General features: G+C 58.6%; 30 protein-coding genes. 19 read left to right on the top strand and 11 right to left on the bottom strand.

The window, feature by feature from the left end; translation table 11 throughout:
* Positions 1-47: 47 nt before the first annotated feature.
* Both J3474_RS10050 and J3474_RS10045 read left to right on the top strand, forming a co-directional pair.
* Positions 48-299, top strand: a complete 252-nt coding sequence (locus J3474_RS10050; RefSeq protein WP_242528325.1) for a PilZ domain-containing protein — start codon at positions 48-50, stop codon at positions 297-299.
* Between the two features lie 470 nt (positions 300-769).
* Positions 770-1,654, top strand: a complete 885-nt coding sequence (locus tag J3474_RS10045) for a 3'-5' exonuclease (protein WP_207094268.1) — start codon at positions 770-772, stop codon at positions 1,652-1,654.
* 63 nt (positions 1,655-1,717) lie between these two features.
* Here the strand turns inward: J3474_RS10045 and J3474_RS10040 are convergent, their stop codons facing one another.
* Positions 1,718-1,993 carry an HU family DNA-binding protein gene (locus tag J3474_RS10040; protein ID WP_207094056.1) on the bottom strand — a complete coding sequence of 92 codons (276 nt, stop codon included), beginning with the start codon at positions 1,991-1,993 and terminating at the stop codon, positions 1,718-1,720.
* A gap of 223 nt (positions 1,994-2,216) precedes the next feature.
* Between J3474_RS10040 and J3474_RS10035 the strand changes: the two genes are divergently transcribed.
* Positions 2,217-2,369 carry a hypothetical protein gene (locus tag J3474_RS10035; protein WP_207094055.1) on the top strand — a complete coding sequence of 51 codons (153 nt, stop codon included), beginning with the start codon at positions 2,217-2,219 and terminating at the stop codon, positions 2,367-2,369.
* A 56-nt stretch (positions 2,370-2,425) separates the two neighbouring features.
* Positions 2,426-3,085 carry a PilZ domain-containing protein gene (locus J3474_RS10030; protein WP_207094054.1) on the top strand — a complete coding sequence of 220 codons (660 nt, stop codon included), beginning with the start codon at positions 2,426-2,428 and terminating at the stop codon, positions 3,083-3,085.
* Between the two features lie 199 nt (positions 3,086-3,284).
* On the opposite strand, the gene J3474_RS10025 is transcribed toward J3474_RS10030, so the two are convergent.
* Positions 3,285-3,893 (bottom strand): thermonuclease family protein, encoded by a 609-nt coding sequence (locus J3474_RS10025; RefSeq protein ID WP_207094053.1) that lies wholly within the window; start codon positions 3,891-3,893, stop codon positions 3,285-3,287.
* Positions 3,894-4,269: 376 nt separating this feature from the next.
* Here J3474_RS10025 and J3474_RS10020 point away from each other — a divergent pair, with 376 nt between their 5' ends.
* The 7 genes from J3474_RS10020 to J3474_RS09990 all read left to right on the top strand — a co-directional run bounded on the left by J3474_RS10020 (position 4,270) and on the right by J3474_RS09990 (position 7,997).
* Positions 4,270-5,037 carry a thioesterase family protein gene (locus J3474_RS10020; protein WP_207094052.1) on the top strand — a complete coding sequence of 256 codons (768 nt, stop codon included), beginning with the start codon at positions 4,270-4,272 and terminating at the stop codon, positions 5,035-5,037.
* 441 nt (positions 5,038-5,478) lie between these two features.
* Entirely contained in the window at positions 5,479-5,982 is a 504-nt protein-coding gene (locus J3474_RS10015; RefSeq protein WP_207094051.1) for a hypothetical protein, read from the top strand.
* A 268-nt stretch (positions 5,983-6,250) separates the two neighbouring features.
* Positions 6,251-6,508, top strand: a complete 258-nt coding sequence (locus tag J3474_RS10010; RefSeq protein ID WP_207094050.1) for a type II toxin-antitoxin system ParD family antitoxin — start codon at positions 6,251-6,253, stop codon at positions 6,506-6,508.
* The gene (locus tag J3474_RS10005) at positions 6,505-6,801 is read left to right on the top strand and encodes a type II toxin-antitoxin system RelE/ParE family toxin (RefSeq protein ID WP_207094049.1); all 297 of its coding nucleotides are present in this window, start codon (positions 6,505-6,507) and stop codon (positions 6,799-6,801) included. Before J3474_RS10010 ends, J3474_RS10005 begins: the two co-directional genes overlap by 4 nt.
* 191 nt (positions 6,802-6,992) lie before the next feature.
* Positions 6,993-7,196, top strand: a complete 204-nt coding sequence (locus J3474_RS10000; RefSeq protein WP_207094048.1) for a hypothetical protein — start codon at positions 6,993-6,995, stop codon at positions 7,194-7,196.
* A gap of 80 nt (positions 7,197-7,276) precedes the next feature.
* A complete protein-coding gene (locus J3474_RS09995; protein ID WP_207094047.1) occupies positions 7,277-7,738 on the top strand; it encodes a helix-turn-helix domain-containing protein in 462 nt (153 codons plus the stop codon).
* On the top strand, positions 7,704-7,997 hold the full coding sequence (locus J3474_RS09990; RefSeq protein WP_207094046.1) for a transposase: 294 nt from the start codon (positions 7,704-7,706) through the stop codon (positions 7,995-7,997). Before J3474_RS09995 ends, J3474_RS09990 begins: the two co-directional genes overlap by 35 nt.
* On the opposite strand, the gene J3474_RS09985 is transcribed toward J3474_RS09990, so the two are convergent.
* The 3 genes from J3474_RS09985 to J3474_RS09975 form a co-directional block, all read right to left on the bottom strand.
* Positions 7,979-8,761 (bottom strand): sulfite exporter TauE/SafE family protein, encoded by a 783-nt coding sequence (locus tag J3474_RS09985; RefSeq protein WP_207094045.1) that lies wholly within the window; start codon positions 8,759-8,761, stop codon positions 7,979-7,981. The two genes, J3474_RS09990 and J3474_RS09985, sit on opposite strands and share 19 nt — an antisense overlap.
* A gap of 18 nt (positions 8,762-8,779) precedes the next feature.
* Positions 8,780-11,215: a TonB-dependent receptor gene (locus tag J3474_RS09980; protein ID WP_207094044.1), complete on the bottom strand. Its 2,436-nt coding sequence runs from the start codon at positions 11,213-11,215 to the stop codon at positions 8,780-8,782.
* 87 nt (positions 11,216-11,302) lie between these two features.
* Positions 11,303-11,473, bottom strand: a complete 171-nt coding sequence (locus J3474_RS09975) for a YezD family protein (protein WP_207094043.1) — start codon at positions 11,471-11,473, stop codon at positions 11,303-11,305.
* Positions 11,474-11,875: 402 nt separating this feature from the next.
* On the opposite strand from J3474_RS09975, the gene J3474_RS09970 reads away from it, so the two are divergent.
* The gene (locus J3474_RS09970) at positions 11,876-12,139 is read left to right on the top strand and encodes a hypothetical protein (RefSeq protein ID WP_207094042.1); all 264 of its coding nucleotides are present in this window, start codon (positions 11,876-11,878) and stop codon (positions 12,137-12,139) included.
* Between the two features lie 257 nt (positions 12,140-12,396).
* Here the strand turns inward: J3474_RS09970 and tolB are convergent, their stop codons facing one another.
* The 6 genes from tolB to pal all read right to left on the bottom strand — a co-directional run bounded on the left by tolB (position 12,397) and on the right by pal (position 17,238).
* Positions 12,397-13,740, bottom strand: a complete 1,344-nt coding sequence (gene tolB / locus J3474_RS09965) for a Tol-Pal system beta propeller repeat protein TolB (RefSeq protein ID WP_207094041.1) — start codon at positions 13,738-13,740, stop codon at positions 12,397-12,399.
* Entirely contained in the window at positions 13,737-14,270 is a 534-nt protein-coding gene (locus J3474_RS09960) for a hypothetical protein (RefSeq protein WP_207094040.1), read from the bottom strand. The genes tolB and J3474_RS09960 overlap by 4 nt, the downstream gene beginning before the upstream one ends.
* An 890-nt stretch (positions 14,271-15,160) precedes the next feature.
* Positions 15,161-15,640 (bottom strand): biopolymer transporter ExbD, encoded by a 480-nt coding sequence (locus tag J3474_RS09955; RefSeq protein WP_207094039.1) that lies wholly within the window; start codon positions 15,638-15,640, stop codon positions 15,161-15,163.
* Positions 15,640-16,323, bottom strand: coding sequence for a protein TolQ (gene tolQ, locus J3474_RS09950; protein ID WP_207094038.1), 684 nt, complete (start codon positions 16,321-16,323; stop codon positions 15,640-15,642). The genes J3474_RS09955 and tolQ overlap by 1 nt, the downstream gene beginning before the upstream one ends.
* Positions 16,324-16,428: 105 nt before the next feature.
* Positions 16,429-16,704: a hypothetical protein gene (locus J3474_RS09945; RefSeq protein ID WP_207094037.1), complete on the bottom strand. Its 276-nt coding sequence runs from the start codon at positions 16,702-16,704 to the stop codon at positions 16,429-16,431.
* 30 nt (positions 16,705-16,734) lie between these two features.
* Positions 16,735-17,238: a peptidoglycan-associated lipoprotein Pal gene (pal, locus tag J3474_RS09940; protein WP_207094036.1), complete on the bottom strand. Its 504-nt coding sequence runs from the start codon at positions 17,236-17,238 to the stop codon at positions 16,735-16,737.
* A 235-nt stretch (positions 17,239-17,473) separates the two neighbouring features.
* On the opposite strand from pal, the gene J3474_RS09935 reads away from it, so the two are divergent.
* The 7 genes from J3474_RS09935 to J3474_RS09905 all read left to right on the top strand — a co-directional run bounded on the left by J3474_RS09935 (position 17,474) and on the right by J3474_RS09905 (position 24,438).
* On the top strand, positions 17,474-18,898 hold the full coding sequence (locus J3474_RS09935) for an ATP-binding protein (RefSeq protein WP_207094035.1): 1,425 nt from the start codon (positions 17,474-17,476) through the stop codon (positions 18,896-18,898).
* Entirely contained in the window at positions 18,898-19,587 is a 690-nt protein-coding gene (locus J3474_RS09930) for a response regulator transcription factor (RefSeq protein ID WP_207094267.1), read from the top strand. Before J3474_RS09935 ends, J3474_RS09930 begins: the two co-directional genes overlap by 1 nt.
* Positions 19,588-19,746: 159 nt before the next feature.
* Positions 19,747-21,375: a sensor histidine kinase gene (locus J3474_RS09925; RefSeq protein ID WP_207094034.1), complete on the top strand. Its 1,629-nt coding sequence runs from the start codon at positions 19,747-19,749 to the stop codon at positions 21,373-21,375.
* Complete coding sequence (locus J3474_RS09920; protein ID WP_207094033.1) at positions 21,372-21,998, top strand: response regulator transcription factor; 627 nt, start codon at positions 21,372-21,374, stop codon at positions 21,996-21,998. Before J3474_RS09925 ends, J3474_RS09920 begins: the two co-directional genes overlap by 4 nt.
* A 234-nt stretch (positions 21,999-22,232) precedes the next feature.
* A complete protein-coding gene (locus J3474_RS09915) occupies positions 22,233-23,534 on the top strand; it encodes a Tad domain-containing protein (RefSeq protein WP_207094032.1) in 1,302 nt (433 codons plus the stop codon).
* Positions 23,531-24,004: a TadE/TadG family type IV pilus assembly protein gene (locus tag J3474_RS09910; protein WP_207094031.1), complete on the top strand. Its 474-nt coding sequence runs from the start codon at positions 23,531-23,533 to the stop codon at positions 24,002-24,004. The genes J3474_RS09915 and J3474_RS09910 overlap by 4 nt, the downstream gene beginning before the upstream one ends.
* Positions 24,001-24,438 carry a TadE family protein gene (locus tag J3474_RS09905; RefSeq protein ID WP_207094030.1) on the top strand — a complete coding sequence of 146 codons (438 nt, stop codon included), beginning with the start codon at positions 24,001-24,003 and terminating at the stop codon, positions 24,436-24,438. The genes J3474_RS09910 and J3474_RS09905 overlap by 4 nt, the downstream gene beginning before the upstream one ends.
* Positions 24,439-24,582: the final 144 nt, after the last annotated feature.

Here is a 24,582-nt window from a genome sequence, read left to right as displayed (position 1 = left end):
GCACCTACGAGATGCGCTGGGCATCTCGGCTGTCAATCGACCTTGTGGTGACGGCCGAACATCGCCGCTTGGGTGAGACGAAGCTCAACATCCAGAACATCTCGGCGCACGGCTTCATGGCGCGAGGCGAACTGGCACTGGAGCGCGGAGAGCGCCTTGAAGTCCGCCTCCCCCTTGTCGGGCGCATGGACGCATTCCTGATCTGGTCGCACGAAGGGCGCACTGGCTTCCAGCTCGAACGGGTTATCCGGCACGAGGACCTTCATAAGCTTGTCAGGCAGTTCCCGGCCGAGGCCTGAATTGGCACCATGGGCGTGCCGGGGAGAGTTAATCTGTATCCCCGGAGACAAACGGGAATGATGGCGGCGTCCATGCAGGAGGAATCCGATTTGGGCATCATTTTTCGCCCAGCGCAGACCGATGATCTCGGTGCCATTGGCGCTAGCGCGCCCGATTGCGGTGACCTTTCATCAGCAGCCGGGAACCCACCTTGCTCGCTGAGCAGCGCTCCGACTGGGATGGATGGTCAAGACGAAGGGCAGTGGGCGGCAGATTGCCGTACTTGAATAGGTCACCTAGTCGCGCGGGTCATGGTCCAGGGCGCATGCCAGTCTGACCCCCGCCGTAATTCGACTGAAGAATATGTTCTGAGGTGGTCCTATCGAGGTCAGAATTATCATCGCGCCCGCGGCGTATCACGAAACGGCCATGCGGTGTGTCACGCGGGCGATCTTTTCCTGACTGGCCCATCCCGCTATCACCCGGCATCATGTCGTCAAACTCCCAAGATGCCCTTGAGCGCGCTGCACAATTCGTGGCGTCCAGCGAGGACTATCGTGTCCTGCGCAGACTAAGGCCCGTCACTAGTTTTCAAGCACCGCGCCCTGGCGCTGTGTGCCAGGTTGGCGTTGCCCTCGATGTCGAAACGACTGGACTGGATAGCGAAAGCGACAAGATCATCGAGCTGGCCGTACAGCGATTTCGCTTTGATGAGGCAGGCAGGATCGTAGAGGTAGGATTGCCCCGCGTCTGGCGTGAAGATCCCGATTGTGAACTCGATCCACGCATCACTAAACTGACAGGTCTGACACCTGAAGTGCTCAAGGGGCAGGCCATTGACGAGGAAATGGCGATCGAGATCCTCTCCTCTGCAGATCTCATCGTCGCGCACAATGCGGGTTTCGACAGGCCGTTTGTCGACAGGCGACTGCCTGCCATCGCTCATAAGGCCTGGGCCTGTTCGATGGCCGAGCTGGACTGGCTCGAGTTGGGATTCGATGGGCGGGCTCTGGCACACCTGGTTTCGCAGTGCGGATGGTTCTACGAAGGACACCGCGCTGAAAACGACATTCTCGCGCTGCTATATCTGCTGGGACACGACCTTCCTGGCGGACGAACGGTCCTGGCCGACCTTCTGTCGACGTCGAGATTGGACAGCTATCGCGTGAATGCGGTGGATGCACCATTCGAGGCTAAGGATCGCCTCAAGGCCCGCGGGTATAGGTGGAATTCCACTTTGCGGTTCTGGTCGAAGGAGATTGCGCAGGCTGAGCGGGACAGCGAGAGGGCCTGGCTCGAGACTGACATCTACAACGGCTATGGAGAGCCTGCGTTTATCGCGATCACGGCCTGTGATCGCTACAAGGGCATGTGAGACAACTCGCCGCACTGTGCAGGCCAGCGCCTCGTTTCGCCGGACGAGGCGCTGGAACGATGATTATCCGTTAAGCTTGTCCTTGACCGCCTTGGCGGGCGAGAACGCCAGCTTCTTCGAAGCGGCAATCTGGATCGTTGCGCCCGTCGAAGGATTGCGTCCTTCGCGCGCCGGGGTGTCCTTTACCTTGAACTTCCCGAATGCATTGATGGTCACTTCCTCGCCCTTGGCCGCGGCATCGGCGATGGCGGCGAAGACGCCGTCGACCAGCTTGCGGGCATCGGACTTGGTCAAACCGCTATCGGCGGCAAGGACATCTGCAAGATCGTTGTTGTTCACCGGGACTATTCCTTCTGCGTAATGGGATGTGCTTGTTAGACGTCGCAGAACGCTTCAACCATCCGCGCCTACAGTTTACCCACGATTTTGGCCGCGGATTAGCGCCGGATTGACTGGAGAGTAGGAAAGCTTCGGTCGGGCAGCGGCGGATCGCTTGTAGCAAGCATACGGTGTTTGGCTTATATTGATGACGGCAGGGCGGGGACGGGAAAGGACGGGGCAGTTGTTTCTGGAGCGCCTGTTAGAAATCGGTATTGGTAGCCGTATTCAAACCGGAAATGGCAAGCTGGACAGCCTCGCAGGCCACATCGCAGTGGATGCGAACTGGAATACAGAAATCGATTTTTGGCAAATGGAGTTTGCTAACTTTACTTAATAAAATTATGGACCTAGTGTCCCGCGGTCTTTGCACTTACTGGGGAGCAAGTCGCAATGGGTCGCTCCACGACGGACGAAGATCGTGACGACAATGATCACGACGTTAGCAATTCGGACCGCCGAGACAGTGATCGCACGCGAACGATTTATCGCCTTGTTCAGATCGAGCGAGAGGGCGATGAAGGTTTGGGCCGATGCCGCAATATATCCGATGGCGGCATGTCGTTACGCTTGTCGATGCCGGTGGACCTGAATGATCGGCTGTCGATCGCATTTTCACCGTCGGTAAAGCTCTCAGGGCAGGTGGTATGGACCAACGGCGACGAGTGCGGCGTCAAGTTCGATCAACCCATCGACAGCTCGCAGATCTTGAGCAGCACCTCGCAAGAGGCAAGGGCCGAAGGGGCACGGGCGCCGCGGTTGAAGGCAAATGTCCCCGGCAAAGTGATCTTTGACGATCAGGTGCTGCAAACGGTAGTCCTCGATCTTTCGCAAAGAGGTGCGAAGATCACCCAAGACGGCCGGTTCAAGCGCGGTCTCAGGGTGAAGATCCTGCTCGATTCCGGTTACGAGCGCGATGGCATCGTCCAGTGGGCCAAGGACAATTTTGCAGGCATATTCCTCATCGATCCTTTCAGTGTCGATGATCTGGGATCGATCGAGCGCCTGAAGTTGCAATCTGAAGCCGGTAACAAGGACAAGAAATGCTCCTGATCGCCTGAGGCGTAGCGCAAGGAGCAAGGGTGCCCACGTCTGCCGAGACTGTGCGGGCTTGGGCTGCTTCATGAGACCCGTTGCGGGAACCCTTGTCCAAGCGAGCGCCTGTTCACGATGACAGAGCTCGGGTCCGCACCCACAAACATGGTGACGGATGAGGACCGGCCAGGATTGATCCGGCATTGAAACAGAGGCGTTATCGGCGCCGTCGATAGGGTTCGCAGGCAACTCCATCACCATCTCCGTCCATTTCGGGACGATATCCGGGCTGTCCATAATAGATGGGGGCTGCTCCTGCCGCCCATGCCGCGGCACAGTTGCGATAGAACACGCCTTCTGATTGACGGCGTGTGCCGACCGGACTTTCAGGCATCTGATGCGGGGGAGGGTGCCGGGTCACCGGCGGGGGGTCAAGGTGGGGGTGTGCAGCGCGATAGTCGGATGGCACGTCGAACTGCGAACCCCAGATACCGATGCCCAGCCGTCGCACGCGAGCTTCTGCTTCGACATAGGCCTGACTGAACTGGGGCAGCGCAACGGCAAGCCCCGCCTCAACCATGGCCTGCCCCAAGTCGAGACCATTGACTGTGCAGGTCGCGACAATTCGCCGATAGCTGTCGACGTCGCGTTGCCGGCACAGGACGGTCTTGCCGTTTACAGTACTGGCGAGCAATACAGTCGCGTCCTGGCCGCAGTGCCACGTATCACCTTGGCGAGTGCATGTCTGCTGGGATTCAGGCGCATCAATGCCGTGCAGCCTTATGCGCTCGCCGCCCAAGCTCAGGGTGTCGCCGTCGATCGCCATCGCAGTACCCGTAATGATCTGTGACCAGGCAGCTTGAGGGCACAATGCCGAAAGTACCGTCAAGATGGGCCATATGCACAGTCGCGTAATCGCCAATGTTCTACCACTCCTGCCTGTCAGGCGGATAATCGTTTCAGAAGATGAATGTTCGCTTACCTTATCTGTCGCTTGAAGCGCTTTTGTGGAAGTGGCGGGACTGACGCCAGGGTTCTCGATGCAGCGCCGGTACATCAGGCCGGAAGGTTGGCGTTCACTTCAATGTGGTGCGGAGCCTCAACTCCGGATGGTGCTGCGATTCGCAGCGGCACGACGCAGGCACTGGGCGTATCTCGCTTTGGTAATTTGATCCTGCGGGACAGCTTGATAAAGCGTCGGCATGTACTTTTTCGAGCGACTGGGTCCAACGAGCTTCCGTGCCTCCGAGCATGTTGGCGGTGCCTGGGATCCATCAGAGCAGCATATTGCGCCGGCGCTGGGCTTGCTTGCACACATGATCGAGGCGCACCATCGCACATATCGAGAAGTGCCACTCACAATCGCGCGGGTATCGTACGACATCCTCGGGACCATGCCGATAGGTGTGGTGGAAATCGAAGTTTCGGTGATCCGTCCGGGACGGACAATAGAGCTGGTCGAAGCGCGCTTGTCGCATGCTGGGCGTATTGTTGTTGCCGCGCGGGCCTGGCTCCTTCAGAAATTCGATACCGACGCAATATCGGGTACTGCGCTGCCTGCTATTCCAGGGCCCGAAGCACTCGAGGAGTGGCGGCCCGAAATGATCTGGCCGGGCGGCTTCGTTCGCTCAGTCGAAGCGCGCAGATCCTTGCTGGAAAATGGCCGGGCGGTCACCTGGATCCGGACCGATGCGATGCTGATTTGTGATGAGCACGCCAGCCAGACGGCGCGGGCCCTCGGTCTGGTCGATATCGCCAATGGGCTTGCGCCCAGGGTGGAAATTGAGAGGGTAAGCTTCCCCAACGTCGACCTCACCGTTCATCTCTTTCGTGAGCCGGAAGGAGAATGGCTGGGTTTTGATACCATGGTCTCGTTTGGCGAAAGCGGGATTGGGCTTACGCACAGTGCAATCCATGACAGGCGTGGTCCCCTAGGCACAGTGTCGCAGTGTCTTACGATACGGCAGTGATCTCCGGCTAAGGCGACCGCGCCGAAGGTTTGGCCACGCCGGTCAAACAGATGTCACTGCAAGTATCATTGATTGCCGCGCGCGGGGGAAAGTCCGGGAGATGGCGAGCCAGCTCCGCATTCACCAGCCTCGCCCGGCTGTCTTGCTACAACGCCACCGGATGCAGTTGCTGTCGCAATGACAGTTTGCCCGAGGTGGCAGCGCTGCCCTGCTTGAGAACAGATTCTTTTTCAATGGCTTGCAGCGCGCCTCAAACATGTGTCGGACATTACGGGAACATCGGCCAGGTCCGGATCCGCTCCGGGCAAACTGTCGGAATGACAGATATGACCCGTAAAATCATGGATTCATTGAGTCTTTGTGTGAGGGCTCTAGCCAGATTCGCAAGATTCTGGCATAGACAAAGCAGGAACGAACAAGGATCAGATGGAGCCACTACAGATGGGCAAGACCGCAACCAATGTCGGGCAGATCCTTGACCGCCTGTCCGAAGTGTCCAGTCGTCCGCGCTATGCCTTCGCTGTTCTCAACCTCCTGGCAGAGCAGGCAGGCCCCGGCTCGAAGGTGGGGCCTTTCATCGAGGACGAGACCGAGGTGCTGCCGCTGCGTGCCTGGGTGGGCAAGCGGCTCTCCAGGCTTTCTGGTCGTAGCCAACGCCGCAAGAAGATCGAGCAGCGTCTGCGCGAGGAACTGGCCGACAGGCTGCCTGACGACCTGTTTGAAGCGCAAAAGATCATCGATGCCGCGGTCGAAGAACATGTGCGTGCGACCGGCGCCGACAACTTCAGCCGCGTGGTCACCGAACTCGAGCGGGCAGGGTACGTGGCGCGTTATTACGAAGGGTACCGGACCAATCACGCCAATCGCGGTGGCTCGCGCAATCTCGTATGCGTTCTCGATGCCGATGTGTCGGCCGCGCTGCGTCGGCGAGACATGCTGGTTTGATGGGAGAGTAGGGCCGATATTCTGAATTGCATCCCAAGGGCGCCGTTCATGCACAGCAGGGTTCAGGTCTGAGTGTCCCATGGCGCTTCTACTCTGGCCGGAATGGCCAAGGGCAGGATACCGTGCTGCTGCATCGTGCGTTGAAGCCTCTTGCTTGCAAACGGCTCGCTGGAAAATGCCGGCCTTCACGCCCCACCCGCGCTGACACCCGAGGACACTTTATCAACTGTTGATAATGCGCTATTCTCCTCCCGAAGGAGTCTCGATCATGATTAGCGCGGATCTTGGGCAGCAGCTCGAAAGTTTCGTCACCAGCCTCGTTGCGAGGGGGCGCTACAACTCGAAAAGCGAGGTTCTTCGCGAAGGTGTGCGCCTGATTCACGAAAGGGAAACCCGCTTGGCCGCGCTGGATGCATCGATAGCGCGGGGGCTCGCAGACGCGGATGCAGGGCGCACGACGCGGGCCGATGAGGTGTTTGATCGCCTTGAAGCCAAATATCGCGCCATGGCTTCGGGCGAGGAATGATCGTGCATCTATCGGCTGAGGCCGAATACGACCTTGAGACGATTGGCGACTATATCGCGCGCGACAATCCGGCACGGGCTTTGAGCTGCTTGCAGGAACTGCGTTCGAAGTGCTTGGGCTTGGCCGACATGCCGGAACGATTCCCCCTTGTGCCGCGCTATGAAGCAACCGGCGTGCTGCGGCGCGGTTATGGGGATTATCTGATCTTCTACCGGGTCGAAGCGGAAAAAGTGACTATCATTCACATTCTGCACGGCGCCCAGAACTACAACACGATCCTCTTTCCCACCTGATCGACGCCATAGCGGACGTACGCCAGCCTGGAACCGCTCGCCGAAACCTGCCATTCTTCAGAAGCTATGCCGGCCTAAGCGGCCGTCTTTTCTGTAAACCGGCATGCTCGAATGTTTGCGTTTCCATTCAGATGGAAGCCGATCCAACGTAGATGTTGCTCAAACGCCTCTGGAGTGTTTGAACGCAGCTAATGGCAATTGCGGCTGACAATCCTTATGAAGTCGCAAGGGCTTTTGCTCCCGATTTTGGACGCGCTGAGTATGCGCTCAAACGATCGAAATACTTGCGGGAGAACAAAGAAATCGCCGAAGCCGACTGGGAATCGTTTGCACGTGATCTCGAAGCCGAATTCTTCACCGATGTTGTCGTCAAGGGAATAGCGAAGACGTTATAGCGTTTCTGTGAAAAACCGAATCGTGTCTCTTCCCAAGACCGACTCGCTCTGATTCTGTTGATCCTCTTGGAGGATTGATCATGGCAGCCCCATTACCCACTGAGCTTCGAAATCGGTTTCTGCAGTATTTGGATGAAGGGTTGAGCGGTCGGGCCGCGGCGGCGCGGCTGAAGGTATCGCCGGCAACCGGGTCCCGTTGGTTGCACTCGGCGCGTACCAAGGGACATGTTGAACCTGCGCCCCAGGGGCGGCCCAAAGGCAGTGGCAAGCTGGAGCCCTATCACGAGTTCTTTGTGGAGCTGGTTGGGCAGGATCCCGATATCACGCTGTACGAACTGCGGGACGCATTGGAAGAGGCTGAAGGTGTGCGCGTGCACCATTCCTCCATCGCCATGCTGCTGCAGCGTCTTGGTTATACGTATAAAAAAGTCGCTGGTGGCCAGCGAGCGCCGCAAGGCGAACGTAAGGCAACGGCGGGTCGACTGGTTCGCCAATCGCCTTCCGGCCATGCGCGAGCAACCTTGGCGCCTTGTCTTCATTGATGAGACATCGGTGAAGACCAACATGACCCGACTGTGCGGACGCGCCCCGCGCGGGGCGCGTCTCGAAATGGAAGCCCCGTTCGGGGCCTGGGGCACGCAAACCTTCATCGCCGGCTTGACCCATAACGAAATGATTGCCCCCTGGATCATCAAGGGCGCGATGGATGGATCAGCCTTCGCCGCCTATATCGCGCCAAGTTTCAAAAAAATTGAGCCAGAGCCACCCTTCTCAACCAACATTCACGCCAGTGCCTTGTAAAGGCTGAACAAACTCGTCGCGGTCAGCAGGGCACCGACTAGTGCCAGCAGCAGTTTCGCCGGGATCTTCTTCGCAATGATCGCGCCGAGCGGAGCGGCTAGCAGGCCGCCGAGGATGAGGCCGATCGAGGCGATGGTGAAAGCCTGCAGACCCAACGTCAGGATGAAGGTCAGCGAGACTGTCACAGTCAGGAAGAATTCGGCCGTGTTGACCGTCCCGATCGTGGTGCGCGGCTCGGTGCCCTGCACCAGCAGGTTCGAAGTCACGACAGGTCCCCATCCGCCGCCGCCAGCTGCATCCAGGAAGCCGCCAAGCAGCCCCAGCGGTCCCACGAACCTTGCGGGCCTATGCTCATGCTGGTGGCTCATTTCCCAAGCGCGCCAAAGCAGGTAGAGCCCGATGCCGGTGAGGTAGGCCATGACGAAGGGCTTGGCGATTGCCGCGTCGATACTGGTCAGCAGATAGGCGCCCGCGATGCCGCCGACGACGCCGGGAAACGCGAGGCGTGCGAAGAGCTTCCAGTTCACGTTCCGGTGAAAGACGTGGCTGATCGCCGAGGCGGCGGTTGTGAAAGTCTCGACCAGATGGACGCTTGCCGAAGCGCGCGCCGGTGGCAGGCCGACAACGCTTACGAGCAGGGTGTTGGTGATGACGCCAAAGGCCATGCCCAGCGCGCCGTCGATCAATTGTGCGCCGAAACCGACCCCGATGAACGGGATCATGGCTTCAAGGTGCTCTGCCGTGAGTTCGGGTAGAGTGAACATGCGTGATCCTTTCGCGGGTCAGATTTCGATTTTGACGGTAAGGCCCCAGGTGCGGGGATCGCCGGGCTGGCCAACGATGAGGCCGGTGTTACCGGAGGGCACGGCGAGTTGTTCGAAGTAGCTGACGTCGAACGCATTGCGGACCCAGCCATAGATGTCGAAGCCCGCGTCCGTGCGGAAGCCCGCGCGAAAGTTGGTCAGGGCATAGCCTTTGATCCAGGTGTAGGCCGAAGGGGTGGGGTTGGAGGAGAAGGCGGTGCGGTAGTTGCCGTCAAAGCCCAGATAGGCCTCGCCGTCCCTGCCGAGCAGGGGCACTGGGGCGTTGACTTCGGCGCCGTAGGAAAGCGACCATTTCGATACGCCAGGAAGGCGCTGCCCTGAAATATCGCAGTTGGCGGGGCTGTTGCCGGGCACGCCGGGCGTTGCGATTGGCGTGCCGGTGCCGCCGCCCGAAAGTTCTGGCGGGCAGGGGGCATCGGTGAATTTGCGATATGTCGCATCGGTGTAGGCGCCGTTGACATAGGCGTTGAAGCGCCCGCTCGGGCGCACCGAGAAGTCCCACTCCACGCCTTGCGTGCGCACTTTTCCGGCATTGGCGAGATAACCGCGCAGCACACCCAATTGCCCGTTGGTGACAAGTGCCTGATAGTTGCCGATCTCGGTGCGGAAAGCGGACAGGTTCAGAGTTGCCTTGCGGTCCCAGAACTGCGCCTTGATCCCGGCTTCGTAGTGATTCACCGTTTCCGGCTTCACCGTGGCGGCGGCGAGCAGAGGATTACCATCGGCGTCGCTGGGTACGCCGTTGAGGTTGACGCCGCCCGACTTGAACGACCTGGCATAAGTCGCATAGGCAAGGACATCGGCGGCCAGCTTGAAGCTCAGCGTCAAGTCGTAGCTGAAATTCCAGTCTGAGAATTTCGTCTCAAAGCGCTGCGGCGCAAGCACGCCGCGCTGCGCCGCGATCCAGGGATCGTTCGCATAGGGCCCTGAGAACTGCACGAGCTGGCGTGTGCCGTCAGATGCAGAGCCAGTTACGACCGAATCGTAAAGGCCCTTCTTCTGGTCGTAGTTCACGCGAAAGCCGGGCTGCACGGTAAAGGCGTTCGTCACCTTCCAACTCGCCTGCCCGAACAGGGCTGCGCTGGTATTGTCGAGGCGGATGTCGTTGTCGGCGATCAACCCATCGAGCACGGCGGGAATGCCAGACAGCGCATTGCCCGGATTGAGTAGCCACCTGCTTGCCGCCGGGCCCTGAACCTGGAGGCCCTGTGTACGAACATTCTGGTGGAAGCCGAACAGGCCGAGGACGAAATCTACATTGCCGCCCGATTGCGAATAGCGGAGCTCCTGCGTGTACTGATCCTGCTTCGATGGGTTGTTAGATGCGATCGTGATCGGTAGGCCGGTGAAGTCGCGGTCGTTGGCCGGCTTCCAGTCCCAGAAGCGCCATGCCGTGACCGAGGACAGCGTGCCCGTTCCGGCATCCCATTTGACGCGCAGGTTGACGCCGCCGATCTTGTTGCCGGCCTTGAGCTCGGCATCGACGTCGGTCACGCGGTCGAACGGATTTGTGCTGGGGACGGAATAGTCCTGTGCGACGGCAAGCGCGGAGAACTGGCGGTTCAGCGCGCGCTGCGTTGCGCCGGTTTTGACGTAGATTTGTGCGCAGCACTCTGGATTCTGGGTGCTGACGTCGCCTTGCAGCGTCACGTCCAGTCTGTTCGTCGGGCGCCAGAGCAACTGACCGCGCAGCCCAAGGTTGTCCTGCTCGTTGATCCAGTTTCCGGTCGCGACGTTATAGACCGTGCCGCGCCGGTTTGTGGCGGAAAGCGCCACGCGCGCGGCCAGCGTGGCCGACAGCGGGCCCGAAACCGCCGCCTTGCTTTGCTTAAAGCCGAGGTTGCCGATCGAGATTTCCGCCCGGCCTTCGAAGTCGAAGGTTGGCTGGCGCGTAGTGATGTTGATCGCGCCTGCGCTGGTGTTCTTGCCGTAGAGCGTGCCTTGCGGGCCGCGCAGCACTTCGATTTGCGCGACGTCGAGGAAGTCGAATGTAGCCGAGGCGACGCGCGAGTAATAGACGTCGTCGACGTAGATGCCGACACCCTGTTCGATGCCGTCATTGGTCAGCCCGAACGGTGCGCCTATGCCGCGAATGTTGACCGCCGTGTTGCGCGGGTTCGACGAATAGAACTGCAGCGTCGGCGTGAGCTGCTGCAGGCGGCCGACGTTGAAGGTTCCGGTATTGTCGATGTGCTCGCCCCCGACCACCGAGATCGCGAGCGGTACGTCCTGCGCCGTCTCCGAACGCCGTCGGGCCGAGACGAGGATCTCCTCGCTGTCCGACTGTCCGGTGCCGACAGTTGTCTGGTCTTCATCCGCCGCGTCTGCGGCGAAGGCTTGTGAGGAAATGGTGGAGGCGAGCAGGATGCCCGCCAGTCGTGAATATGTGCGCATGATGCTTCCCTGTTACGAGGGATGCGTCCGGTGGTCCGGTCGGCATCAGGCTGTTCTGGTCTGTGGAATTGGGGTGATTGGGCTGGGTCAGACGAAGCGGTGCTTTTCGGTCACTTCCATCTGGACGAGCTTGCCTTCATGAACAGTCAACTGGATCGCACCGAAGCGAATACTGGCGAGAGCCTCGCGCACCAACTGCAGTGGATCAAAGTCGGGAAGCGACTGCCGCTTGGATCGATCTTTAGGGCCTTCAATCATTTTCCCTCCGCACGAATGGGTATGGCGATGCACGATCGGCCATAACTACTGCTTAAACTCAAGTGTTTTGGTAGACAATAGATTCGCGGCGAAGATTTTGTTTGCTGCGGCGAAGCGTGGGCTGAAGGTTACGGGCAAGTGAACAGCCAACTTTCATTGATCGGTAGGCTCGAGGTGAGGTAAATTGCAGGTTTTGTCCGCGCCAGCCTTGCCTCCGTGAGAGTGAGCCGGCATCCCATCGCTCGAGATGAAGAGGTCAAAAAAATATGGCGGCCCCAGCGAGGCCGCCATTCGAAGCATAGGCTCCATCCTCCACAGATCGAGCCGTGCCATTTCTCGCTTCTAGGTTCACTTTCGCACGACTCTGGTTAACAATCAATTAGGGGGGATGCGCCGGGACAGATGGCAAACTTCAATGCCCGCCAGGTCGCGGCCATCACTCCTGCCGACATTGACATTCTACCCTCAACCAATCTCACGGCAATGGACATAGCTGCGCTTTGCGCATTATCGAGCGAGCAGATAGCGTCATTGACGTTGGATCAGGTGGCGGGCCTGGGCCCCCGACAGTTCGCTGCATTGAGCCCGGACAAGATTACCGGTCTGTCGCCCAAACAAAATGCGGCACTCAATCCCGGAGCCATTTCCGGGCTCAGCGTCAAGTAGATAGCGGTGTGAAGCGACCGCATTTCGAGGTCTTCTCGCCAAAGCAGTTTGCTGCGTTAACATCGAGCCAAGTCGCTGCGCTGGGTCTGGATGCATGGACTGGCGCATCCGCCGAACAGGTCCGTGCCGTAAAGCCTGCAGCCCTGATGGGTCTGACAGCAGAGCAAGTTGAGGTGGTGCCGTCTTCCTGGACAGGTTAGCTACTAACCGCGCAACTCTTGCTAATTTGTTGAAGCGGGAAAATGCGTACGGTCGGTTTATGGCAGGATGGGCCCCCAAGCCGGGTCGGAACCGTCCACCGGCGTCGGAAGGCGCCGCTCGTTGCGGCCAGTGAGGTCGACTTGCCAGATAGTCGCTTTGCCTGAATTGCGTTCAGTCCTGAAGAACTGGACTATTCGCCCGTTGGGCGACCAGGTTGGAGCTTCGTCCTGCCAACTATCGGTAAGATAGCGCAAGTTCTGCCCGCTCGGGCTCATCACCGCGATTTTCAGGTTGCCGACAATGTGCGTAAGGGCGATCTGGTCACCGCGCGGATTCCATTCCGGAGTCGCCGCACGGCCTCCGAAGAAACTGAGGCGCTGTTGGTTGGATCCGTCGGCATTCATCACGTAGATCTGCTGGCTTCCGGATCTGTCGCTTTCGAACACGATCTTGGCCCCATCGGGCGAGAAACTGCCGCCGATATCGATGCCCGGGTTATCGGTTAGTCGCTGGCTCGCCCCCCCGCTCGTTGCAATCTTGTAGATGTCGGTGTTGCTGCCCGTGGCCATGGAATACAAAACCCATTTCCCGTCCGGCGACCAGCGGGGCGCGAAAGTCGGCCCTGCGGCCTCTACCAGGAGACGCTGCGTGTTCCTCGACAGGTCGTAAATGTAGATGCGCGGCCGCCCATTGAGATACGAAAGATAGAGGATTGACTTGTAATCAGGCGAGTAGCGAGGCGTGAGTGCGCTTGCTTGACCGGAAGTCAGGTATCGGTGGTTCGCACCATCGGAATCCATGATGGCAAGACGCTTGATCCGCCGGTTCTTGGGACCTGTCTCCGCGATATAGGCGATTCTGCTGTCGAAGAAGGGACTGTCTCCGGATAAGCGCGCGTAGATCATGTCTGCGCATTTGTGGCCCGCACGGCGCCAGTCGCCGGGCGCAAGAGTCCACTGGGCCTTCTCGATCAACTGCTTCAAGGCCACATCAAAGAGGTAGCAGCCAATCGTCAATTGTCCCTCCCGACTTGCCTGTACGTTACCGTGGACGAGCATTTCCGCGCTTCGCGTTGACCAGAGGGCAAAGTCCGGTTGTGTCACCTGCATCGGTCCAGGCATGGGTAGACCCTGCGGACCAACCGGCTTGAATAAGCCTGCGTTTTGGAGATCAGCGGAAACGACCTGAGCCAGGGCCCGCCCCAGTGCTGCCGTTGTTCCTGCGCTTGTTGCAGTTGCCACATCTGATGCGGTGCTAAACGCGGGTATGGCAATGCCCAGCTCCTGCCATTCGCTTTCGTCGGATACCGACCCAGTAAGGCCGGTTTCTTCGCTGCCAGGCAGGCCCAGCACTGGCGCTGCGAATAGCAACGCGACCGATGCAAGCAGAATTGCCCTCATAGCGATAGCTTTCTGTCAAATCGAAACGTGGCGATGCGTCTCCAGGCTTCGTAATGCTCGGAAGGCAAGTCGAAAGGCGCGGCCAGTTGCACTGCGCGGATTGCCTGTTCAGCATGCCTCGCAGCCTGGGCACTATTGGCCTGGGTCATACCTTCCTGCCGCACGATTCTTGGCGAGCCCACGAGCTGACCATCAGGGCCGAGATTCCAGGCGAGGATCGTGACCAGCTTTTCAGCATCCACACCTTGTGGCGCAGCCCAGTATGGTTTCAATTGACGCGATATCGCGCCGGCAAGAGCAGATTGCACTGCTGGACCAATGACGGGCGCTAGAGTGCCCTTTGCTTCTTCAATCGCCTGGTTTGCAGAAACGCCTTTGAGGAAATCGCTTCCCAGGCGGCTCGCACCAGAGGGGGACTGGGCCGGACGCGCGGCATGCAGTCCATTAAGAAAGTCCGAGCCAACCCGGTTGCCGGATTGCGCTTGTGGTTTGGCGCCTGTTGCTTTGTTCGCCCCATTCGCCTCGGTCATCGGCGCACGGGATAAGGGGCCTGGCGAAACAGGAATTGACGCGGCAGTTTTGCCGGCAGCAAGTCCGCTTGGTCGGGCTTCAGAGCCGGGGGGCTTGGCCTTTGCACTTACAACCGGTGTCGATGGCGCGGGGTTGGCTTTGGCTTTTGGTTCTTGGCTGGCAACCTTTTGCGCTGCTGTAGGTGAAGTTTGCACAGCTGATGGGGGCGAAGACTGCGCTGCGGATTGGCGTGGTGGCGAAACGGACTGTAATTTTTCGGCTTGCTTCGCTGCATCGAGCACAGCGGGCAGTGCAGGGCTCGGTCTGGATTTGGCCGGCAAGGGCGCGGCTGCTTCTTGCATCCTGGCTTTGGGTGCAACAGCCTTCGGTGGCTTGGCAGCCGCTAGCGTGTCGGGTATCGGGTTCGGCTTTGCTTGAGGTAGCGGCTTTGCCAAAGGCAAAGGCTGAGCCAGTGCCAGTTTGCTGGGCGCGGCAGGAACCGGCGGTGGAGCAGCCGCGATGGTCTGAGGTTCAGGAACCTTGGATTGCGCTTGTTTCGGAATTTGCGACGTATGGGGACGAGGCTGATCGGTCCCCGGTTCGAAAACTGGTGCTAGCGGCGCTGGGCTGGAAGTCCGGGCGTCTTCTCGCTTGTCTAATTCTGATTCTGGCGAGGCACCAAGTTCTGGCGCTATCTCTGCTTTTCCTCCTGACTTGGGCTGCGGGGAGGCCGAGCTCAACGCCACGGTATCTGTCAAAGTCACGCTCATGCGCTCCGGCGGGGAATCGATCGGACGCGAAGATGGGGACGAGGCTAACCAGCATACCAAGGTGAGATGCAGCAGGGCGGCGAGGACCAGTGCAAAACGTTCGTCGCGAGCCAGCCGGCTAGGCTCCCGCACACTATGCCTCAAGGTGTTACCTCAAAGGGCTCTCGCGGTGCGGCGCTGTCGCCGACGAGCGTGACAAGCGAAATGGATTGGAGACCGGCACGATTGATCTCGCCCATGACTTCCATGATCCGGCCGTAGTCGAGCCGGCGGTCAGCTCTCAAGGTGACCAGCGGGGGCTCGTCTCGCCCTTTTCGCGACAGATCTGCCAGTCGCTCGGGCAACTCACCTGGAGCCACTTCGCCATCGTCGATGTAGATGCGTCCATCGCGGGCGATGCTCAAGGTCACTTGGTCCTTTTCATCCCCCAGCGCGTTTGCCCTGGTCTTGGGCAAGTCGAGCGGGACGCCCGCTTTGATCAGCGGCGCTGTGACCATGAAAATGATCAGCAGAACCAACATGACGTCGACAAGCGGCGTCACATTGACTTCTGCCATAGGGCTGCGAGCGGCGATACCTCTGCGCGATCGTCCCGCTGCGTTTGAAAGCTTGACTGCCATCAAAGAGCGTCCAGTTCTCGGCTGAGGTTGCCACGAAGGTGCCGGGCAAATCGGCCGAGCCGCATTTCGAAGCGCCCTATGGCATGTCCGAAGCGGTTGTAGGCGATGACCGCCGGGATTGCGGCAAACAGGCCAATGGCCGTGGCCATGAGCGCTTCGGCTATACCAGGGGCGACGATTGCAAGGGATGTATCTTGCGAAGCCGATATCGATGTGAAACTGCGCATTATACCCCAGACGGTTCCGAACAGGCCGACAAAGGGCGCAATCGAGCCAACCGTTGCGAGATAGTTCAGACCTGCGGACAGGCGCTCGACTTCACCTTCTATGGCCCCTTCCAATGCATCGGCAATGCGTTCTCGCGTCGCATCCTTGTCGAGCCTGGAACCGGCTCGCACCGAATGCCCCCACTCGCCAATCGCTGCCCTGAACAGGGCCGCGGAAGGCGAAGAATCACGGGCAAAAGCAAGCGTGCTATCGCTGGTCGTGGCAGACGCGTTCAGAGTGGTTTCGAACGCATCGGAGCGCACGTGAGCGCGGCGATTCTTGAGGACCTGGGCAACGATAATTGTCCAGGTCCAGATGCTCGCGGCAAGCAGGCCGAGCATGATGGCCTTGACGACGACGTCAGCCTGTAAAAACAACGTGATGGGTGAAAGATGAGCGCTAGCGTTCATTTCCATGAACCGTACAGTCCTCGAATTTCAGGGGATGGGGGACATTTTGAACAGGTCCGGGAGGCGGTTTGGGTACCGCAGTGGGACCACAATTAAATACGTATGGACCTGTCAGAGGTGCCACGCGGCATAGATCCCCAGCACGACGCTGATGAGAAAGAGTGCGCCCATTATGACAAGGATCGGCCGGGCTTCCTTGCGCAGTTGCTTGTCGAAGTTGCGCAGGGATTCCTGATGACCGGGCTCGCGTGTCAAAGCTGATAGTTGTGTACGGCTTACCTGGTCAAACAGGTCAACCAGCCTGTCGCATTCCTCGCGGGTGAGCGCGCCGTCCTTTCGCAGGATTTCCCTGGCTTCCAAGAAAGCGCGCTCGGAGCAGCTGTTCATAGTCGATGCCATAGACAGCCCCGGGGTTCCTCAGCGGACGACCATGGTCACGGCTCGGCGGTTCTGCGCCCAGGCCGCTTCGTCAGATCCAAGTGCCTCGGGACGTTCCTTGCCGTAGGACACGACATTCATGCGCGAACGGGCAACGCCAAGCGTCGCCAGGTAATTCATGGCTGCTGTGGCGCGACGTTCGCCAAGTGCCACGTTGTATTCTCGCGTACCGCGTTCGTCGCAGTGGCCTTCGATGGTGACATTGACTGCAGGATACCGGCCAAGCCATGCAGCCTGCCGGCGCAGCGTTTCGGTATCGACATCGTCGAGTGCGTAGGAATCAAGGTCGAAAAAGACACGGTCGCTGCCGGCTACACGGCGCAAGTCGGCCTGGCTGCCCGGGCCGTCGAGATCATCGTAGGCTGCGGGGGCTTCGCCCGGCGGTGGTAGCGAAGACGCTCCAGCAGGCGCCTTCTTCTGTCCGCAGGCCGAGACGGCAAGCGCGCCAGAGAGTAGCACGGCGATGGCAAGCGAGCGTTTCATGTAATTCCAACTCCTGTTGCGGGTCTGTCAGGAGCGTAATCCATTTCGGCCAAGTGGTGATATTATAGGTTTTTTATGCATGGACGGATGGGGGAACACGCGCTCAAAGGAAGCCATGATGTCACAGGTATCCTCCGAACCGGCACCAGCACGCAGCGGTCCTGAGCAATCAAACTCTCTGAGCAGCCTGGGTTTGCCCCGAAACCTGGGCTTGGCTGGCTGGCCTTTGCCTGCCATGATTTTCGTGATCACGTCGATTTTGGCTGTAGCGCTCAAGCCGGTGCTTGACGGCGAAGTCTCATCCGGCCTCATCTTTGTGCTCGGGATCACGCTGGTTGGAGCCTATTCCGGGCTGCTTCCTGCATTGATCGCCACGGTGCTGGCTTCTGCTTTCTTCAACTTTTTCCTGGCAGATCCTGTGCTGACTTTTCGTATGTCGACTGGCAACGACCTGGCACCGCCAGTTATCTTTACCGCCTGTGGGGTCGTTTCCGGGCTCCTGGCCGGCAGGTTGAAAGACAAGACCTTCCAATTGGGTCAGACAAATCTTCAATTAGAAGGCCTTCTCGAAACCAGCAGGATGCTTCAGGCGGCACCTGATGTGACTGCGATCGAGACTGCCCTGTCGAAGTCGGTCCTGGGACGACTGGGGTATCGCGTATCGCTTTACACATTGGAGGGCGGCAGGCTCAAAGCGCTCGCGTTGGCCGATAACTGCGCTGTAAACCGGACGCTGGCTAACGATGCAATCCGCTCGTGCAATCCGGCTGAAGCGGGCACGTGTGTCGCGCTACGCCTTGATGGAAGCCGCTCATGCGTTGGAGCCATGGTCATCGAAGGTGAACGACGCCGCTGGTTCGATCTGGACTTTCTCGAAGCCATGGCGCGATTGGTGGGGCTGGCGCTCGAAGCTGCACAGTTCGCTTCGATAGTCGCAGAAACGCGTGCCAATGCCCGAACCGAAGAGCTCAAATCGGCGCTCCTCTCATCAGTGAGCCATGATTTGCGCACGCCGCTCACTGCGATCAGCGCTTCTGCGTCCAGTCTCATCGAATTTGGTAATCAACTGGACAGCGAAACCTCGCGAAGTCTGCTCCAGGGTATCGTGGATGAATGTGCCCGGCTCAATCGCTTTACGGCCAATCTTCTGGAAATGAGCCGGCTTCAGGCAGAGGGCGGCAAGATTGAAGGTCAGGTTCTTTCGGCCAATGACATCGTGCGGGCGGTCGTTCACCGGCTGCGAACCCGAAATGCGGATCGGGACATTACGATCCTGACAGGTTGCGAGGACGTGCTGGTCATCGCAGATGCCGCGCTTTTTGAACTGGCCCTTACCAATGTTATACAAAATGCTCTGATTTACAGTCCTTCTTTTACCAAGGTCATGGTGACGATAGATTGCGTGGGAGATGTTTGCAGGCTGACGGTTACCGATGCCGGATGCGGGATTCCGCCCGAGGAGCAATGGCATGTTTTTGATCGCTTCTACCGCGTGAAGCGAAGCGAACCTTCGCCGCAGGGCAGCGGTCTTGGCCTTGCGATCGCCAAGGGTTTTGTAGAAGCATTCGAAGGCTCGATCGAGCTCAATTCGCCGATTCTGTCCGGGCAGGGGACGAAAGTGACGATCAGGCTGCCAGTCTTCAAGGAGGCTATACTGTGATGCAGGGACAGGTTCTTCTCGTCGACGACGAACCGGCTCTGGTGTCGGTCCTGCAGCCTGTCCTTGCCGCAGCGGGGTGTTCCGTGTCGGTTGCCATAGATGGCCTGTCCGCCATCAGCGGCGTGATTGCGCAAGATCCCGATGTAGTGCTGCTCGATCTGGGCCTTCCCGACATGGATGGCAAGGATGTCATCCGGGTCATTCGCGAGACCAGCAAGGTTCCGATCATCGTTATCTCGGCGCGTCACCAGGAAGGGGAGAAGATTGCGGCTCTGGATGAGGGAGCGGATGATTACGTCAACAAGCCGTTTGAAATCGGCGAACTCATGGCACGCATTCGTGCAGCAATCCGGCGAGCGCAAACAGTGGCATCGAATGCTCCAACCTTCGAGGCCGGACCCTTGCGTATCCATTATGCCAGCCGCGAAGTTGAAATCGAGGGCGAGCCGATCAAACTGTCGCCCAAGGAGTACATGTTGCTCCATGCCCTTGCTCGCAACGCAGGCCAGGTCGTCACCCACAAGCGCCTGCTGGCCGCAGGTTGGAGCAATGGGGGCGCCGATCTTCAGTATCTGCGCGTCTACATGGGGCTCCTGCGCCAAAAACTCGAGGCCGATCCCTCCGAGCCCGAGCTGATCGTGACCGAGCCCGGCGTGGGATATCGTCTGATCGTTCGCGAGCATGCCTGAGTTTGCCACCCTTCGGCCCAGTTGACGATCGGGTCAATCTACTGTCCCCAGCCGCGTAAAAGCGGGCCGGAGACGGCGCCGGCCAGATGTGAATATTGACTGGCGTAAAACACGTGGCATGCCCTTGTTCCAGTCTCAGGAAGAAGTACCGAACAAACCGTGATCCGCGAGCTATTCCAGCATAATTCTGGCCGAGTGATAGCCGCGAGTCGTCTGGCTCTGGCTATCCTGTTCGGAATCTGGGTCTGGTTCGATCCGGAACAACCGGTTCGAGACGCTCCTTTGGGAAGGACTCTCTTCGGCGGCTACCTACTCCTTTCAGCAGCTCTGCTCATCGTTTCATGGAAGAGCTGGTGGCACGAATTCCGGCTCTTTTTTCCAGCCTTCCTGCTCGATTGCCTGGCGTTCCTGACAGCGCTTTACTTTACCCAGTCGCATGACGCCGACCTGGTCAGCCCCTTCACAACTTTCTTTGCTTTCATTGTCCTGACTGCCGCTTTCCGCTGGCAGTGGCCTATAGCCTTGCTCGCATCGCTTGTCCTGAGTGGGGCCTTCCTGGGTCTCGGGTTCGTGTTGAACTCTCTTGGTCTGGACATAGACCTCGTCAAGTTCGTGCGCCGTGCCAGCTTTCTGGCTATGCTGGCAGTGCTGCTGGCTTGGTTCGCTCGAGAACGCAGGCAAGTCCTCGTTGCGCGTTTCGAACTGGCTTCCCCGGGCCTGGGAGAGAGCCCGCCACGCCAGGCCTTGGCCTATGCGATGGAATTTCTTGGAGGTTCAGGCGCAGCCCTTACCTGGGCTGGAACCGAGGAACCTATCACCCGAATGCATGTCGCCGATGCGGCGGGGCACCGGATCGTCAATCTGGCTCCTGGGTGCTGTGAACCTCCCGACGAAGGCTCTGCCACAGTGTTCGATATGCGAAAGCGACGCGCGCTAAGCTTGGAAGCAAATGACAGGCTAGAGGCGCAAAAGTTTGCCTGGGACCTCAATCTTGTGAGCTGCTTGCACGTAGAGGAGGGACTATTCGTTCCTCTTCAAGGCCATACGGGTAGGGGACAGCTCCTCGTGCATGGAATTATCGGTATGGGTTCGGACCATGTCATGCTTGCCTCGAGAGTGGCGCGTGAAATTGCCCGTGCCTTCGACGAGGAAGAACATGACAACGCGGCGCGAGAGATTGGGTTGGCGCAGATCCGGTCGAGCATCGCACGCGACTTGCACGACAGTGTTGCGCAAACCCTGGCGGGCACAATGTTCAGGTTGGAGAGCATCAGGGGCTCTTTCCATCCAGACGATCACGCGCGTCAAGAACTCAGTTCGATCTGCGCAAGCCTCAGGGACGAGCAGTTGCACGTGCGCAGCGTCATAGAGCGGTTGCGAAATCAGGAGAGTTGGCCAAGTCAGCGCAATTTGACCGAAGAAGCAGCAGAGCTTTGTGTGAGGCTGGCGAAGCATTGGGGAATTGAGGTGCGGGCTGTTTGCGCCGACGCTGCCTATTACGCGCCTGCCTGGCTGACCCACGAGATACAACAAATGGTGCGCGAGGCCGTGGCAAATGCTGTCCGACACGGATCTGCGCGCTATGTGGAACTGCGGGTCTCGTCTAGTGCAAGACACCTCATCCTGATCGTTTCGGACAATGGCCGGGGTTTTCCAAATTCAAGTTTGCCGACGTTGCCCAAGTCGCTTTCGGAACGGATCGACAACCTGAACGGAACGCTTGCGGTGTCCTCCCGGCGTGGTGAGACCCGCGTTGAGATATCCATCCCGCGCAAGGCCGGCATATGACCAGTATCGTTCTGGCAGACGATCACCTTTTTCTGCGCGCTGGTGTCGAGGCCGTGCTTGGCAGGCTGGGCATGTCGATTCTGGCGTCCGTCGATCATGGCACTGCAGCATTGGCGGCCATCGAGCGACACGATCCCGACATTGTGATCCTCGATGTCAACATGCCCGGCATGAATGGCATCACCGTGCTCGAGACGATCCGGGCCCGCGGCGACAGCCGGCCGGTCATTCTTCTAACTGCGGATCTGGACGACACGGCGCTGCTGGCAGCCGTGCGCGCAGGGGTAAATGCGATCGTGTTCAAACAGGGTGAAGGCAGCTCGCTACAAGATGCCATTGCGTCGGTCATTGCCGGCAAGCGCGCAATCGATCCCACCCTTTTGGATCGGGCGCTGACGCTCACCACGACTATGCCCCGCCTTTCTCCTCTGGAGATGCTGAATCAGAAGGAGCGACAGATCGCCGAAGCCGTGGCGCTTGGCATGCGCAACAGGGAGATCGCGATTGATACAGGTATGAGTGAGGGGGCTATAAAGGTCTGCCTGCATCGCATTTATGAAAAACTTTGCATCGATAACCGCACCGAACTCGCGGCTATGGTCCTTGGCGGGAAAGGCAAATAGTGATTTTGTCGCAATACGTTCGACGGCTGCATAAAAGTCTCACGGCGCTTCATTTCCGGCCCATGCCGTGTAACTAAAGTTACAAATGTCCGTTACTTTCGATTTTCCGATTTAATACGGACTTATAATATCATTCTTATACTTCGCTGATGTGGCAGGGCTCTTCAAAGGGGCCGAGATGTAGCACAGACTTCACTTCTGCGCTCCTTGCAGTGCAGCAAGGAGGGGCGTTGTATGAACGAATCGGCTTTCAAGGCACTGGCAGCTCTGCGGGCAAACTTCAGCGGCAATGTCGCGGTGATAGCCGCGATTGCCATGCCTGCTCTCATCGGCGGTGCGGGCCTCGCGGTCGATACCGCGCAATGGTACTTGTGGAAGCGCGAATTGCAGCATTCTGTCGACCAGGCCGCGATCAGCGCTGCATGGGCTTTGTCCAACACAGAATCGAGGTCGACGTACAAGACTCGTGCGCAGCAGGAATTCGATGCCAATGAGAACATCACAAAGAGCTTTGCAAGCAAGCCGGATGTGAACCTCGCAAATTATGCAGGGGGCACGAGTAACAGTGTTATCGTTGCTGCATCGGCATCCAAGAGACTGCCTTTCAGCAGCTTCCTCACAAACAGTGGTGTAGTCATACTGGCCAAGGCGCAGGCCAGTTTCGAACGCGGCATGGACTACCATGCATGCCTTCTTGCCACCTCCAGTCATGGTACGGGGCTTGAAATCGGAGGCAATGCGGATGTTCGGGCCCAATGCGGCCTGGCCGCGCTGTCCTGCGACGATGATGCCATCGACATTTCCGGTTCCGCCTTGGTCAAGACCGATTCCATCGCGACCTGCGGCACAGCCAATGTTCCAGCGGCCAACCAGGATGTCGTCAGCGAGCATGTCACGGGACTGAAAGACCCCTATGCCAATCTTTCACCGCCAACCAATCCGGCCAAGCAGACCTATACCTGCCAGAGCGTAGGTACGGGGAAGAACAAGACGACGCAGGCCACGCTCTCTCCAGGCACCTATTCGGGAGGGATAACGGCCAAATGCACGACCGTGCTGCAATCCGGCATCTACGTCATCGACGGCGGCGTTCTTGACCTGACAGCCAATTACAATGTGACCGGGACAAACGTTATGTTCGTGCTCAAGAATGGCGCACGCATCAAGTTTGGCGGGAACGGCAATAATAACAAAGTTGTGCTATCGCCGATGCAGGCATCAGACTTTACAAGCACACCTTATGCGGACAATGCTGAAGACTATGCAGGTATGCTGGTGTTCGAGGATCGAAACAACAATCCGGCTAATCCAGGCCATCAGTTCAATGGCAATTCCAATTCGCTGATCGAGGGTCTGATGTACCTTTCGTCCGGGGAGATCACGGTTCTTGGCACGGCCAATGTCGCCAGCCAGTGCCTTCAGATCACGGCTAACAAGATCCACATCAAGGGCAACGCCTTCCTCGAGACCCTGTGTCCGACCGATGAATCCTCATCCGTCGGATCCTCGTTGGCTACCGTAAGGCTCGTGGCATGAGTGCAAGACACCCTTGGGCTTGGCTCTCCGGCTACGCCATCGCTTCAGACAGGCGCGGCACCGCGGTCATCGAAATGGCCATCATTGCCCCTGTCCTGGTCCTTTTGACCCTTGGCAGTTTTGATGTCAGCGCGATGATCTCACGCCAAAACGAATTGCAAAGCGGCGCGGCGCAAGCAGAAGCTATCGCGCTTGCCGCCAATGCCGGTGCCTCGACGGATACCGCAGCGTTGAAATCGCTTCTCATGTCATCGCTCAAGCTGGGCACGGATCAGGTAGAGATCATCAAGCTTTACCGCTGCGGAACCAATTCTGGTCTGGTCTCGACAGGAACGAGTTGCGGGACCAATGTCGTAGTATCAAGTTATGTGCGCGTTCGCCTGCAGGATGCCTACAAGCCGATGTGGACACGCTTTGGGTTTTCCAAAACGTTCAATTTTAATATCGTGCGCACGGTACAATTGTCATGATGCCAGCTGCGATCATGCGATCCATATTCCAGAACCGGCGGGCTAGTGTTATCGTCGAATTCGCCATTATTGGGCCGGTCCTGATCATGTTGCTGCTCGGGATCCTGTGGACCGGCATCCAGATGCAAAAGTTCAATGCCTTACGATCGATTGCCGCGGATGTGGAGCGCTATACGGTCGTAGAATACCAGAAAAATAACAAGCTCGGCGCGCTCCAGATCAAAGATGTCGCGACATCGAAGGCCGTTCGCCCACCTTATGGCCTCACCGGCGATCAATTGGATGTCGAAGTGACGCAAGTGGCAAGCCCCATGTCAGGGTCAAAGGCCTATAGCCTCAAACTGACATATACGCCCTACGACGATCTGAAGGGCTTTGGCGTACCTGCGATACAGATGCGCTATTCGCAAAGCATCTACGTCTCCGATAGGTGACGTGCCGCGCGAAACGCCGCTGCTCGATCGGCTTGAGTCATCTTCGACTACGTGAATGTTGGTGACGTTGGCACAGCGAGCAAACCAATAATCACGGCTATGGAACGCGTTGCCGAGCCTCTCATTTGCGCGCCATGCCGCTAT

Source organism: Novosphingobium sp. PY1 (assembly GCF_017312445.1).
Taxonomy (GTDB): Bacteria; Pseudomonadota; Alphaproteobacteria; order Sphingomonadales; family Sphingomonadaceae; genus Novosphingobium.
Note: the sequence above shows the minus strand (reverse complement) of the source record. Positions and strands in the feature narration are given on the sequence as shown.